General features: G+C 58.2%; 9 protein-coding genes and 3 pseudogenes. 4 read left to right on the top strand and 8 right to left on the bottom strand.

Annotated features, from left to right (window positions below):
* Positions 1–14: 14 nt before the first annotated feature.
* A complete protein-coding gene (locus tag PYH37_RS30925) occupies positions 15–1,571 on the bottom strand; it encodes an ABC transporter substrate-binding protein (protein ID WP_280736222.1) in 1,557 nt (518 codons plus the stop codon).
* Between the two features lie 171 nt (positions 1,572–1,742).
* Between PYH37_RS30925 and PYH37_RS30920 the strand changes: the two genes are divergently transcribed.
* Together PYH37_RS30920 and PYH37_RS30915 are read left to right on the top strand one after the other, a co-directional pair.
* Complete coding sequence (locus tag PYH37_RS30920) at positions 1,743–2,441, top strand: UTRA domain-containing protein (RefSeq protein ID WP_280736709.1); 699 nt, start codon at positions 1,743–1,745, stop codon at positions 2,439–2,441.
* Positions 2,442–2,466: 25 nt separating this feature from the next.
* A pseudogene (locus tag PYH37_RS30915) lies at positions 2,467–2,720 on the top strand (trehalose-6-phosphate synthase); the annotation flags it as partial.
* Between the two features lie 98 nt (positions 2,721–2,818).
* Here PYH37_RS30915 and PYH37_RS30910 read toward each other — a convergent pair.
* Both PYH37_RS30910 and PYH37_RS30905 read right to left on the bottom strand, forming a co-directional pair.
* Positions 2,819–3,271 (bottom strand): Ros/MucR family transcriptional regulator, encoded by a 453-nt coding sequence (locus PYH37_RS30910; RefSeq protein WP_280736224.1) that lies wholly within the window; start codon positions 3,269–3,271, stop codon positions 2,819–2,821.
* A gap of 428 nt (positions 3,272–3,699) precedes the next feature.
* A pseudogene (locus PYH37_RS30905) lies at positions 3,700–4,076 on the bottom strand (carboxyl transferase domain-containing protein).
* A 115-nt stretch (positions 4,077–4,191) separates the two neighbouring features.
* Here PYH37_RS30905 and PYH37_RS30900 point away from each other — a divergent pair.
* A pseudogene (locus PYH37_RS30900) lies at positions 4,192–4,488 on the top strand (TCP-1/cpn60 chaperonin family protein); the annotation flags it as partial.
* 1,030 nt (positions 4,489–5,518) lie between these two features.
* Here PYH37_RS30900 and PYH37_RS30895 read toward each other — a convergent pair.
* The 5 genes from PYH37_RS30895 to PYH37_RS30875 form a co-directional block, all read right to left on the bottom strand.
* Positions 5,519–6,217 carry a glycoside hydrolase domain-containing protein gene (locus PYH37_RS30895; protein WP_280736225.1) on the bottom strand — a complete coding sequence of 233 codons (699 nt, stop codon included), beginning with the start codon at positions 6,215–6,217 and terminating at the stop codon, positions 5,519–5,521.
* Positions 6,218–7,052: 835 nt separating this feature from the next.
* Positions 7,053–7,928: a hypothetical protein gene (locus PYH37_RS30890; RefSeq protein WP_280736226.1), complete on the bottom strand. Its 876-nt coding sequence runs from the start codon at positions 7,926–7,928 to the stop codon at positions 7,053–7,055.
* A 132-nt stretch (positions 7,929–8,060) separates the two neighbouring features.
* Entirely contained in the window at positions 8,061–8,702 is a 642-nt protein-coding gene (locus tag PYH37_RS30885) for a helix-turn-helix domain-containing protein (protein WP_280736708.1), read from the bottom strand.
* A 338-nt stretch (positions 8,703–9,040) separates the two neighbouring features.
* Positions 9,041–9,985 (bottom strand): LysR family transcriptional regulator, encoded by a 945-nt coding sequence (locus PYH37_RS30880; RefSeq protein ID WP_342394692.1) that lies wholly within the window; start codon positions 9,983–9,985, stop codon positions 9,041–9,043.
* Between the two features lie 513 nt (positions 9,986–10,498).
* The gene (locus PYH37_RS30875) at positions 10,499–11,908 is read right to left on the bottom strand and encodes an alpha,alpha-trehalose-phosphate synthase (UDP-forming) (RefSeq protein WP_280736229.1); all 1,410 of its coding nucleotides are present in this window, start codon (positions 11,906–11,908) and stop codon (positions 10,499–10,501) included.
* Positions 11,909–12,530: 622 nt separating this feature from the next.
* Here PYH37_RS30875 and PYH37_RS30870 point away from each other — a divergent pair.
* Complete coding sequence (locus PYH37_RS30870; protein ID WP_280736230.1) at positions 12,531–13,253, top strand: winged helix-turn-helix domain-containing protein; 723 nt, start codon at positions 12,531–12,533, stop codon at positions 13,251–13,253.
* Positions 13,254–13,519 lie beyond the last annotated feature (266 nt).

Here is a 13,519-nt window from a genome sequence, read left to right as displayed (position 1 = left end):
TCGTACATCGCGGATCAGGCGCTCTGATCAAGCCAAAGGTCAGCCATAGCTGGGCCGGTCAATGAGCCAAGGGGCGAGGGTGAAACGCCTTTCACCTTGCCGGAGATGGCGTCGAGTTGATCGAAGAAGAGCGGGATGCCTGCGCCGCCGCCGTTGTGGATCGCCTCCTGGATCGCCCAGTACAGTTCGCGACGCCGGTTGACATCGGTGGTGGCAACCGCTTCGTCCATCATCGCGTCCACCTTCGGATGGCTCCAGTGTGTTTCGTTCCATTTCGCGCCGGAGCGATAGGCGACGCGCAGCATAAGGTCGGGCGTGAAGCGCGTGCCCCATCCGCTCACCATAAGCGGCTGCTTCAGCCAGACATTGTCCCAATAACCGGTGACCGGATCGCGCTTCGGTTCGAGCGAGATGCCCGCCTTGCGCGCACCGTCGGCGTAAATTTGCGCGAGATCAACCGCAACGCCGGGCGTCACGGCGTCGGAGGCATGCAGCACCTGTGACGGAATGCTCAGGCCCGCTTTCTGCAGGATCGCCTTGGCGCGATCGGGATCATAGGCGCGTACCGGCAACTCGGTATGGTAGAACGAGCTGAAGGGCGGGATGGGGTGATCATTGCCGATCTGCGCATGGCCGGCGCAAAGGCGATCGCGCATTTGCTCGCGGTCGAACAGGTATTTCATCGCCTCGCGAAGCTCGGGCCGGTAAAAGGGCGCTGCGTTGGTCCGCATCGCAACGACGTTGTGCACGCCGCTTGGAGAGGACACAACCTGGAAGCCAGATGTTGCCGCGATGCGCGTCGCGAGCGTGAAGTTGATCGACTGCACGGCATCCACATCGCCAGCGAGGAGAGCCGAGACGCGTGCGACGGCGTCCTGGTTTCCCTGGAACGCCACCTCGTCCAGATAGGGTTTACCGCTCTGCCAGTAGTTTTGATAGCGGCGGTAGACATTGACGCCAGCGGGATTCAATCCATCAGCCACAAAAGGACCAGTGCCTATTGGCTTATCAAAGGTCGAGAAGCCCTCAGGGAAGATGTAGAACCGATCCTGTGCCAGGAGCAGGGGAAAATCTGCATCCGGGCGGGAAAGCGTGAACCGCAGGGTATACGCATCTTCCTCCATGAGGTCGGTGATGTGCTCAAGAAGGACGCGCAACGGCGACTGCAAAGCCGGGTCGCGAAGGCGGTTCAGACTGGAGATGACATCCTTCGCCGTGAGGCTCTTGCCGTTATGGAATTCGACGCCGCGACGCAGCTTGAATACCCAGCCATCGACCCTGTTGTTCACCGGCTCCCAGCTCTCTGCGAGCATCGCGACAGGGTTGAGGCGGCTGTCAACGCCGACCAATCTTTCTCCGATGGTTGAGTAGGCAAAGTAGACGCCCCAGGAAGCGATCTTGGTGGGATCGAGCAGGGAAGACGAAGCCGTCTCTTGCAACATGATCCTGAGCCGGCCGCCCTTGGTCGGGTTAGCGCTTGTTTGCGCCAGACTTGGGCGAGTCATCGCCGCAAGAGCGGAGGCGCCGAGTGAGATGTTGAACATGCGGCGGGAAATGGGATGATTGAGCATTGCCAAATCCATTGTTTGAGGAGACTTTGCACGCGCGTCCAGCCGACGTATCTCTTTCGTTGCCGGGCGATTGGCGACTCGTATATACGAGTTTCTGTAACAGCCGCATGACAGAAAGAATCAATCATGAGCTCACACGCGTCTGGGACCTCAGGACAACCCCGCTGGAAAATGATCGTGGAGACCTTGCATCGCGAGATCCTCGTAGGTGCGTTCGATGAGGAAGGCCGGCTGCCTGCCGATACGAAGGTCGCCGAACGATTTGGCGTCAGCCGCATGACCTCTCGCAAGGCGCTTGCAATCCTTCAGAATAAAGGACTTATCAGGATCGAGCATGGCCGCGGCGCATTCATCGAAAGCGATGTGCTTGAATACCGCCTGGCCTCGCGTGTGACATTTCCTCAGAATGTTCGGTCCAACAACCAGCTGCCAAGTCGAAAGCTGATCTACGCTGAAGGTAGGCAAGCCGACATATGGGTATGTTCGTGTCTCGAGCTCGCTCCCAAAACGACCGTGCTGTCAGTACAGCTACTTGGGGAAAGTAACGGTCGACCGGTGGCATTCAGCACCAATTTTCTGGAATTGCCTCGCTTCTCAGGCTTCGTGGAGGCTATGGGCCCCGAGGCGGATGTCGAAATCGCCATGGCGAAATTTGGATTTGCCTCTTTGTGGCCCGGCACCGCCAAGGTCATCGCGCGAATGCCGACGGAAGAGGAAGCCAAACTTCTCGATCAATCTCCATCAAGACCGGTGGTCGAGAAAAAAGCAGTGGAAGTGGACGCAGACGGCAGACCCGTATGGTGCCACGTGACCTGCTACGCCGCTGACCGGATTCAATTTGTTTTCGACGGCGCCGAACCGGGCAAATAGACACTAGGTCCAGCGGCTGATGTTGCAGGATCCCGACGATCCGGGTGTGCTTGTTCGCGCTTCGTGGACGCTGCCCGCGAGCTACAAGGAGCGCTTCTCGTCAATACATACGAGATAGAAGGTACCGCAAACGCTATGGAGCGCGTGTTCAGCATGCCGCTGGAAGACCGGAAGGAGCATTGGAAGGCGATAACGGATCGCTTGCTGGGACACAATGTTACGCGCTGGTGTCAGGATTTTCTCAACGGTCTGACCGAATCGCCAGATCGATGTGATTAGGGCTCCTTCAGTCAAAGATCATTTCTACGCGGTCACGGCCTGCTAATATTCGATCCGGCGCCCGGCCATCTGATCTCGGCCATATTGCCGCGGCCGACTCAGACCGATTTTCTTGCGAGCGCGAGGTCCTGGCTCTGGTGCCGTTTCTTTCCTAGACCGGAAGCGCGACCAAGCTCGGAACGCTTGTGAGCATAGCTTGAAGCAATCATGGGGTAATCAGTCGGGAGCCCCCACTTTTCTCGATATTGCTGCGGCGTGAGGCCGTACTTCGCCATCAGGTGGCGCCTAAGCGATTTGAACTTTTCACCGTCCTCCAGGCATATGATGAAGTCTGCTGTTACCGACTTCTTGATCGGGACGGCGGGGCGCTGTTCCTCGACGGCAGCCTCCGCTTTATCTGGCGGAGAGGTCCCACACAGCGAGAAATACGTCTGCTGGATAAGATTGGCCAAGTCGGCGGCAGGAACGATATTGTGGCTTAGATAGGCAGCGACGACCCGGCTCGCCAGTTCGAGTTTCCGTTGCTCGCTGGCCAAGCGCGATTGGCTCAATGTTCTTCTCCTGTGTCTTCTGTCACTTAGATCCGTCCGCATAATTTGCAGGTATTTCGGTCGGGAGGAAGGCCGACAGGGAGCCAGTTGGTTTTTCCCGAGAGATTTTCCGGTGTTTTTTTGACGTGTTGATTCCGCCGAGTTCATTCTCGTTGCATAATCAAGCTCGATTCCATCCTGTTGGTACAATCGGCGCAGCCCACGCTCACCAGATTGCAACCACTATATTCTAAAGATGCCGTAATGTGGCGTCTCGAGGGGAGCATTGAGCGAAGCACTCACGGCGATTGCGAGCGTGGTTCTGGTGTCGACAGAATCAAGATCCCGTCGTCCCAGATTTCAGACGTTGCGTAGTATGCGCTTGATTGCTCCCTATAGTCTTCCAAAATCGACTGTCTCGGACCTCGTAGTCTTGCGCCGATAAGCGCCTACCATCGACCGCCAGTTGCTTTGCCTTGACATCCGTAAGCACTCGCGTCGCCTGATCGGCACCCATGGCTGAAATCTGAGCCTGCGGCCGGGGTGAACAGAAAACGCGGATCGAAAGCGCGGCCTGCCATAGCGAATGTTCCCGCACCGTGAGAATGGTTACAAATGACCGTGAATTTGGACACCGCCACTCCAGACACGGCCACGAGTAGCTTGGCGCCATTTTTGATGATGCCACGCTGCTCATATTCGCTGCCAACCATGAGCCGGTGATGTTCTGCAAGAACAACACCGGCGTCCGGTTCATATCGCACAATTGGATGAAGTGAGCGCCCTTCAGCGCACTGTAGTCGAACAGCACGCCATTGTTCGCCACAACACCGAATTGGTATCCATGAAGGCGTGCGAAGCCGCATATCAGAGATCGGCCGTAGCGCAGCGAAGGTTGCGTACACGTCGTCTTCGATTATCATTATATTTTGGTGCTGTAGGCTCCGGCCCGTCAGATCGTTGAAAACGCTGGTGACGAAGCTTCCATCGTTATCGGCAAGATCCTCGAGAAGAACAGCGACGACTTCGGCTACAACGCCCAGACCGGCGAATATGGCGACATGATCGCCATGGGCATCATCGACCCGGTCAAGGTCGTTCGCACCGCGCTCCAGGATGCAGCCTCGGTTGCTGGCCTCCTCGTCACCACCGAAGCCATGATCGCCGAACTGCCGAAGAAGGACGCTCCGGCAATGCCGGGCGGCATGGGCGGAATGGGTGGAATGGACATGATGTGATAGGGCGAAAGCCTCCGCGCGTTAATGTATTCGGTCCTGTTTGGGCTGATGGCTGTCACCGGCCGTCAGGACAGCGAGGCTCTCTCACTCGACAGCAATGATGTCAATCTTGAAACATGCGTTCTCACTTTGCGGAAGGGAAAGCTCGCAAGGGCCCGCTGATCTCGGTCTAGAAGTGCACTGGCCTCCAACTCGCTCCCTAGGCAGATGAGCGGGATCGGCTGCTCGAGCGAAGTTCATGGCCGTTCTTCGTCCCGGATCCTGTCGAGCGGGTCGGGAATACGGCGGGCCAGATACAACTTCGCCGTGGTCCGCCAGTCGCTTGGCTTTCCGGAATGGCTAAGGTTCCATAGGCGCGCCCGCGCCCCGCGAATCCACAATGGGGGCCACGCCATTGCCGGCCGCACCATGCCCGATCTGGTACCCGTCGGGCATGGATCCAGCCGGGAGACGATCAAGCCGAGGACCTATCTCGGGGCATGCGAACCCGGAGCATACCTACTTCTACATCGAGGCTGTGCCGGAACTGCTAGCACTCGCTTCCGCGTGCGCCCAGCGCTTATGAGCCGATCGTTGCTTCCATCGCTCATGCACCAGTTCTTCCCCGATCGGCTGTGCACTTACCTGGATGTTAGCCGAACACGATCGCGAGCAATCGCGACACCTTCCGTCTATAGCGAACCCCGGCACACATATCCATGCCCGAGTACGCCTCGGCCGACACGAGAGCCGAGAACGGCGGGCATACCGACAAAATCGGCATTGAGCCGATAAGAAGCGGAATTTGCGCCTTCGCGGGTATCCGCGGATGCGCAGCGACGCCTTCCTTAACGCTTTGCGCCAGCCGTCCTCAAGACGTGGCGTCGACTGCCAGCACGGGCGCTCTGATCGTAAGCTGGCGAATGACGGGCCACTTGGCGTGTGTCGCAGCCGCAATCCCTCTGTTCTGACTAGTCGAGTGCGGCCATCAATCCATTTCGCTCACCGCAAGGCGGTATGTGCCGTCGAGGGTCGCATCGGCGTCTTGGTCCTAAGCCAGCGAGCCTACGCCCGAGTCATCAACCTGGTAGGCCCCGATCTCCCGCCGCGGAAGCCTTACGATATTGCGATCATAGACCACCCCAGAGGTGGCATGGGTAAGCTCTGGAGGTACCTGCCGCATCCACCATCGGTTGGAATAGAAGAATTGCTCGGTTCCAAGGAATAGCCTTGACATGGATATCCATAGAACCGTGATCAGGCCCTCCGCGAGTAATTTTGAAAGCACGGCGCCGCTACCATAGGCGCCAATGACGAAAGTGCCGTTGATCTCGTCTTTAATTGCCTGGAAGTAGTCGAGGATGAGGCCGTCGATCTGGGTAGCCGTATAGTCCGCGTCCACGGCGAACAGAATCGTACTGCCTTTATCTTTTGGCTGGCCGATGCGTTTTGCGAAGTCCATAGCACTCTTTGCATTCGCCGTGCCGATCGCGCTCGAGAAGTTGGAGATGTGGCGGCTGCTGTCCTGGAAAACAGGTAGTATGCCAAAGCCTTCCCTAGAGAGCAGTTTCGCTTCCTCGGGCGTGATGGTTTTTAGCCTTGCGGAAATCGCGTAATACCGAATGACAGTGTTTACCCCCGAACTTCGCAAGAATGTGAGAAATGTCCGGCCCGCGTTATTGTTGAGGCGGACGCTGACATCCGCTGCGGACCATCCGTCAGCCTTCGAGAAATCGTGACGATAGCCCATCGGTTTCCCCCTTCTCACAAGGCGTACAATCGACTTCGCGTCCCACCCCACGAGCGAACGGTAACTGCGACTCGGTGTAGGGCACCGTTCTCGGGCGCGAGAAGTTCGTACGCGGTGTGGAACCGGAGGAGGCGGCTGCTGATCGATCTGTCTCTGAGAACAGCGTAGTTGTTGAGCGGCATGCCTTGCTCCACATCGATTTCTTCTGAAACTAGGGCTGGGCCCGTTGCCATCGCAGGTTTGGGTGCCGAAGCGCCTCGGGCGGGCAGGGCGAGTGCGGTCTCAGTGGTATGTGCGGTATTCACTTGCAACGAGCGGCTGCCGAGAGCGCCTTGGCATGGGCGAGTTTTGGTTGCCGCTGGATTCTTGTCGAGCGCTTCAACCACGACTTGTCAGTCGGCGGCGCAAGGCCCATTGGACGTACCGGTTTGCAGCCAGCGGCTATTCTTGGGAAAACACCGCCGAAATCGACCTCTTGTAGAATCTCGCAAAGCGCAGGCAGTCAGCCCTGCCGAGCAGGCAGGCATAGACGTGAAGACCTCCGGAAGACCATTCCTACTCGGATCACGCGCAGTTAGGTAGAAGTCGTTATTCTTGCTGCCAAGGGCTGACGTTCGCCCCGACGGCTGCGCGCACCGATGAAGGCCGGCAGTTGTTTTTGCAAAGGGGTTCATGTTTGATTCCTCTTTTGACTGCGAGACCGGTTCGCCAGCACTGGGGCGCGACAGCGCATCGGCAGCTTCGCGAAGGCTTGCCGGACTGCCTCTTCGCGTCCAGACGCGGACGACGGGCCCTTGGTTCGGTGCGCTCCTTTCGCGCACCAGAGGTCTGAGGATCAGACCTGCGGTATGATGTCTCCTTGCGGGCTCGAGCCGCCGTTGAAGAAGTTCTTTGCCTTCTTGAACTGGTCGGTGGAGTTTTCATTCACGAGCCCCTGGAAGTTTTCGTGGTCGGGGCCGCCTTTGCGGATCCGTCGGGTCTGAACCAGATTGGTGACCTCGGTATAGTCCATGTTGACGTTGACGTATCGCGTTGATGAGCATGAGGACTTCAGCCGAAGGAAGTGCTCTTTGAACTCGATCTGCCGCAGAACGATTGCTCCGTAATCGTAATATCCGCCTACCCCATTGTCGAGAAGGTAGCTCTGGTAGGTGCATGTCAGTGCCTTGTATTGCTGGGCTTTGCCACCAGCGCTGAAGGTGAGGTTGCCCATCGCCGCGAGGAAGGTGTTGAACTCAAGCAGCAGCGATGCGCCGTCGGTGATGATCGCCTTGGCAAGCAACGAGAGAAAGGCGGCCGAGACAGAGGTGCCGGCAAATCTGTTTAAGTAACTCTTCTGCTTTTGGCCGCCGATCGAGACGTCGGGGATGTTGGCAACAACATCTGTCCAGGTGTTGATGTCAAGCTTTTGCGAATCGATAGCGGGATGATGGGTGTGCATGTAGTCGTGAATGAGTCCTCCTATAGCCAGGAGGTTGTCTTGGTTCTCATTCATAATGCCGCTGTAGGTGGGGTCGTCTGTTTTCTGGCCGATGAGGTGAAACTGTACTGTCCCTTGATCGTTCGCGATCGTGTCGTCGCTGGGGGGCGCAGCATTTAGTTGGGCCAAAGCCAGGGGCTTGCCCCGGAAAAACGCCCTCGCTGCCTCGTAGTTCTTGTCCGAATAGCCCTGTTCATACTCGTGAATATCCATTGCAAACCCGTTCGACATGCTTGCCTCCTTGGGAGATCTGAGCGTTGCTGTAAGAGCCGTGAGGTGCCCGGCATGCGCACCAACTTCAGTGCAAGACCATTTCGGGACTTCGTTGCTGTATACCAGTTCGTTCCGGTCTCGACCTTTGCGTCAGGCAGGCTTTTCTCTGCCCACGACCATTTTGCGGTAGCGTAGCGGCGAAAGGCCATGAAACGCCTTGAACGCTGTTGAGAAGTTGTTGCTGTTCTCATACCCCAAGGACTCTGCGACGTTGGCGACGCTTTCGTGCCCGCTTCGCAAGCGCGCGGCAGCCAAGGTCATCCGGTAGTGCCGCAACCAAGTCATAGGGCCGCAGTTAAAGGATGCCTCGAAGCGGTTCACGAGCGTCGTCTTATTGGTGCCGAGGGTGCGAGCCAAGTTGCTGAGGGTTATCTGCTGGTCCACCCGCTGGGTGAGCAGATCGCATGAGTCCTGCACCAGGGGATCGGCTGAGAAGAATGGCCGCGCCGAACGCCGCGCTATCTCGGCGAGGCAGGCGGCAAGTCTACTCAGAACTTCCCGCTCTACCGGCGGCCACAGCAGGTAGTCGGAGTACCCGTTGGAGAAAACTGCCCTTCGGTCCAGGCTGCCTTCCGCAACCAAGGCTAGTTGCACTAGTTCGGATGAGAGCTTCGCGCGACCGTACTTGTTTTGCGCCTGGTCGCGGCAATCGACGATGACGATTTGCGCGAAGCGTCCCCGCCTCAACAAACGGTGATCAACGATATCAACCTGCGGCAGAGAGCTCGCCATTTGGGCCAACAACATACGTGTGACGGGATCGGACCCAAGATACGCGGCCAAAATGGATGCATGCGCCTCGGATTCACCCTCAGGATGTGGCCTACTAAAGTTTTGGCGCGCCGGACGGCGGCCGACGAGGGGAGACTTAGGGTGTGTAGATGGTGGAGTGTGCGAATACGCGTTTGTTTGGCAGATTGCCGAAAACCCTCGCTTCAAATTCTTGCTCGAAAAGGGCTCGCGTCGAGTTCGTTGTGTTGGCCCAGCGTAACCAGCATCGGCTCCCGGCGGACAAGAAGATATCGAACTGTCTCCGCTACAATCGGAACAGATTTCGGATCGCGTGATACTCATTGCCTCGACCACGCATCAGCCGGGTGCCCGCGCCCTTTCTTCAGCTCTGTTCCCGCCGCCACGGCGGCAATCTCCTGGCGTAACCAACGATGGTCCGGGTCGCGATGGCAACGCTCGTGCCAGATGAGCGCGACCTCGTGGGGCGTCAACTGCACAGGGGGATCGACAATCGCTAGCGGCAGCAAGGCGGCGATCCTGGTTGCGACGCGGCGTGGTACAACCAGCACCAGATCGTTCGCGACGATCGCCAACGCGGCCGTCAGGACGTTGGAAACGAGCACCGGATCGCGACCGAGAAGATCCAGCTCGACCAACTCGTCATGCACGCGGCTGAAACCGTCCTTAGTACCAGAGGCAATGGTGGCGTGGCGCAAGGCCGCGAAGGTGTCGATTGTCCATTCCTGCGCCAGGACTGGGTGGTTGCTGCGTAGCAGGCAAGCAAAGTGCTCGGTGTAGAGCCTGCGCCGAAAGTAGCCCTGTGGAGCCGTACCGATCTGCCCAACGGCCAAATCGATCTCGCCGTGCTCAAGCCGTCGGAGCGCTCCAGCTAGGACCGCATCGGTCACTATGTCTAGATTAGGCGCGCGCTCGCGCAACAGCGGTAGGAGAGGGGGCAGCAGCACCACCGCTTGATGATCAGGCATTGCCACTCTTACCGTTGACCGCCATTCGCCCTGGGCAAAGCCGCGGCTCACCATCCCGCGGATCGAATCCAACGCCGTCGGCAGCGTCTTCGCCAAGCGTTCGGCGTGCGGCGTCGGAACCATGCCGGCCGAGCCGCGAACCAAAAGATCATTATTGAAAATGCCACGCAGCCTGGTCAAAGCTCGGCTTACCGGCGGTTGGCTCAGGCCCAAGTGTCTGGCCGCATGTGTCACGTTGCGGTGCTCCAGCAGCGCCCCGAGAGTCAACAGCATGTTCAGGTCAATCGACGCTAGCATTTGCCGTCGCCGTGCGGCGGGACGGCCTGCGACGACCAGTTGCGGCCGCCCCGGCCCATTTGAAGTGTTGCCATTGCAAGCGAAGTTATCCACGGCCTTCGTCTCCGATCTTCCTAATTCAGTGTGCTCGGGCTGTAGGCCGAGCGTGCTGAGCCCATCAGCGAGTTCACGAGCCGGATCGACATCGGCCAATCTATTGGCTTAGCGATCAGCGGAATGCTTGACGCTCGGCGGACCTCGCCACGAGCGCCTCTTGCGGGTTCGGTGGGGCGGTCGTGCGCTCGACACGGTGTTGGAGGCGATCTCTTCGAGCCAGCGACCGAGCCGGCGCGTTCGCGGATGCCGCAACGAGCCTGATTATCTGACGCAACCGTGAGTTCTCCGCCCCGGTCCTCGCCGTCGACTAGACCCGACCGGCCAGTCCCGGAAAGGTCTGTCATCCATCGTGGTGTTACCATCACGACACGTTCGCCACCGCGCGCGAGGCCGTTGCTCGCTGGTTACTAGTCGAAGTCAGCCTGCTACTGGCAAGGCCGGTTCCAACGACGGCATCGAACCTCTGGGCGGATCCAGGCTTGAGAGAAAGTCGTCGCACCAGCGATAGACATCGTGCGCGCGAAGCCTCTCCATCATCGGTGTCCATCGCCTAATCCGCTCATCTCGCCGCATATCCAGGGCCGTTTCTATGGCTCTCGCCATGTCCTCCCCGTCATAAGGATTGACGAGGATCGCTTCGCCCAATTCACTGGCGGCACCTGCAAAGCGCGAGAGCACGAGAACCCCCGGGTCACGCGGGTCCTGCGCAGCGACATATTCCTTCGCCACCAGGTTCATGCCGTCGCGAAATGGCGTCACGAGACCGACGCGTGCCCTGCGGTAGAGGCTGGCCAGTTCCGGTTGGCCGAGCGACTGATTGATGTAGTGCACAGGCACCCAACCGACGCTTCCGAGTTCCCCATCGACGCGCCCCACCAACTCGGCGACGTCCTTTTGCATCGCCTGATATGCCGGTATTTTGTCGCGGGATTTCGGGGTGATCTGCAGCAGCACAGTCTTGCGCATGCGATGCTTGTTGCTCCGTAGGAAGCGGTTAAAGGCGACGATGCGCTGGTCGATGCCCTTGGAATAATCGAGACGGTCGACGCCGATGGCGACGTCAAATCCGGCAAGCCTGCAAAAGCTCTCCTGCAGATCGTCGCCGCGCCCTGCGAGGCTCGCGAACGCGGCCGTGTCGATGCTGATCGGAAACACGCCACAGCGAAACTCCTTTCCATACGCTCGGCAGTCGTCTCCGTGGAGATCCCCCAATTCCTGGCGGCGCAGGCATTCGGCGAAGTTGTTGCGGTCGTTTTCGGTATGAAAGCCGACGAGGTCATAACACGAAAGCCCGCGCAGCAGAGTATTATAGTTGGGCAGGGTGAAGAGGATGTCCGCCGGCGGCCAGGGAGTATGCAGGAAAAAGCCGATCCGGTTTTTGTGGCCACGCTGTTGCAGTTTTTCAGCAAGCGGGATCAGGTGATAGTCGTGCACCCATATGACGTCGTCCGTCCTGAGGACGTGCTCCAACTGATCTGCGAACAGTCCGTTGACGCGGTAATATGCGGACTCTCGCGCCTCGGAATATTCAGCGAGGTCTGCACGATTGTGGAAGATCGGCCAAAGAACCTGGTTGGTGAAGCCGTAGTAGTAATCTTCAAGGTCCTTCTGCGAGAGATCGGTAAGCGCGTAAGTGATGCCGCCGACCTCCTTTTCCATCAACGCCGCCGGTTGTTCCTCGGCCTGTACCTTCCCCGACCATCCCATCCAGAGACCGCCTTTTCGCCGAAGCGCGGCGTTCAGCGCAACGGCCAAGCCGCCCGGTGGCGATGAGCCATGTTCATCGGGCAGTGAAACCCTGTTCGACACAACGATCAATCTACTCATTTTTAACTCCTGTCTTCGGACACGCCCGACATTGCGGCGCGGCTCTCCAGTCGCTCAAAGCTTACGGACAGGAGAGTTCATTCCGCGAGCCAGCAACAGCAATAGCTGTGAGAATAGATGCAGCGATGTCGCGTGACGACACACGGCGTTTTGGTTCTTGTAACAAATAGTCCATCACATGAACTTTCTTGCAGAAGTTAGCCTCAAGCAAGCTTCCAATTATTACTGATAGTTCGCGCCGACCAGTCTCGCTCAATACACGAGGATGTCAATTTTTCCGAGGTTTCAAGTGAAATAAATCTGAACGGGATTGAAGACTGAAGGGAAAAACAATCTACGAGGTGCACAGACGCCGACGACGGTGCTAAATGACTGGAGTCCAACGGAGACCTGGAAGAGGGGCCGGTCTCCCACAGTGTAGCTGTACCGCTCCGGCAATATTCTGAGTGAAATCAGCAGAACGCGCCGTCAAAGATGGGGCTGGAGAACTCAGTTCCTGGTCCGCTGCGCACGCTACGCATAGCGCTATTTGTTTGCGCTATTCTGCTATGCGCTGATGAATATTGTCCCACCCGTTCCTATTTGCTTACCGAACACAAAGCTGCAATCAGCGGGAGTGATTATGAAGAATATTCTTGTTATCAGTCAGGACGCTTCGCTGAGAGAACTGGTAGTGGACTCCTTGTCTAAGCATGAGTTTAGCGCCAGAGCGGTGGAGAACGGCCAGCAAGCCGCCGTCAAGTTGGCTTCCGAAGCGATTGATCTTGCAATTATTGATTTGAGCTTCGGCCCAGAAGATGGTCTTCGGCTCGTTCGGGATTTTGGCGCCAAAATAGACCTTCCGATCATCATCATCAACAGCGGTGACGACCTTGACGTGGCTGGCAATGTGACCGGACTCGAAACCGGAGCGCGCAACTATATCACCAAGCCCTTCGGCTTGCCGGAGCTTCTGGCCCGCGTGCGGGCCGCTTTGCGCGAGTGGCCGGGGCGTGACTGCAACAAGATCTTCCATTTCGATGACTGGCGCGTCAGCGCGAAGCGTCGCCGCTTGCGCCGCGGGACGGATCGTGAGGTCAAGCTCACTGCGGGCGAGTTCAACCTCCTGATGGCCTTTCTCAAAAATCCGGGCCGGGTCCTTTCGCGCGAGCAGCTTCTGGTGGCAACGCGCGTCTATCACCAAGAGGTTTATGACCGCAGCATCGATGTTCAAATCCTGCGCCTTCGCCGCAAGCTGGGACAACGCACTGGCTCGAGCCCGCAGTATATTCGCACGGAGCGGGGCACGGGTTATGTTTTTGACAGCGTCGTGAACGTTGAGGAACTGAGGACGCGCACTCACTGACAGTGCACATTATCCGTTTTCGTCTTGTGCCGCATTGCCGTTGGACCCGACCGGTCGGGGGATTTCCGTCGAATCCTTTCGTTAGATGCAAGCGAACCATTCCAATCAAATGTACCCAACGGGGACTAGCGTTTTGCATCTTCCGAACGAGGGTCGGAGTGCGCTGCCCATCAGGCGCTCCCTGCGGCGGCCCGGCGCTAAGCTCTCGGCGCCAGGATGGTGCCGGCCCTTGGATAGTGCAATGCCGCTCGTGGACACCGTCATGC

The sequence above is a fragment of the Sinorhizobium numidicum genome (genome assembly GCF_029892045.1).
GTDB classification, from domain to species: domain Bacteria; phylum Pseudomonadota; class Alphaproteobacteria; order Rhizobiales; family Rhizobiaceae; genus Sinorhizobium; species Sinorhizobium numidicum.
Note: the sequence above shows the minus strand (reverse complement) of the source record. Positions and strands in the feature narration are given on the sequence as shown.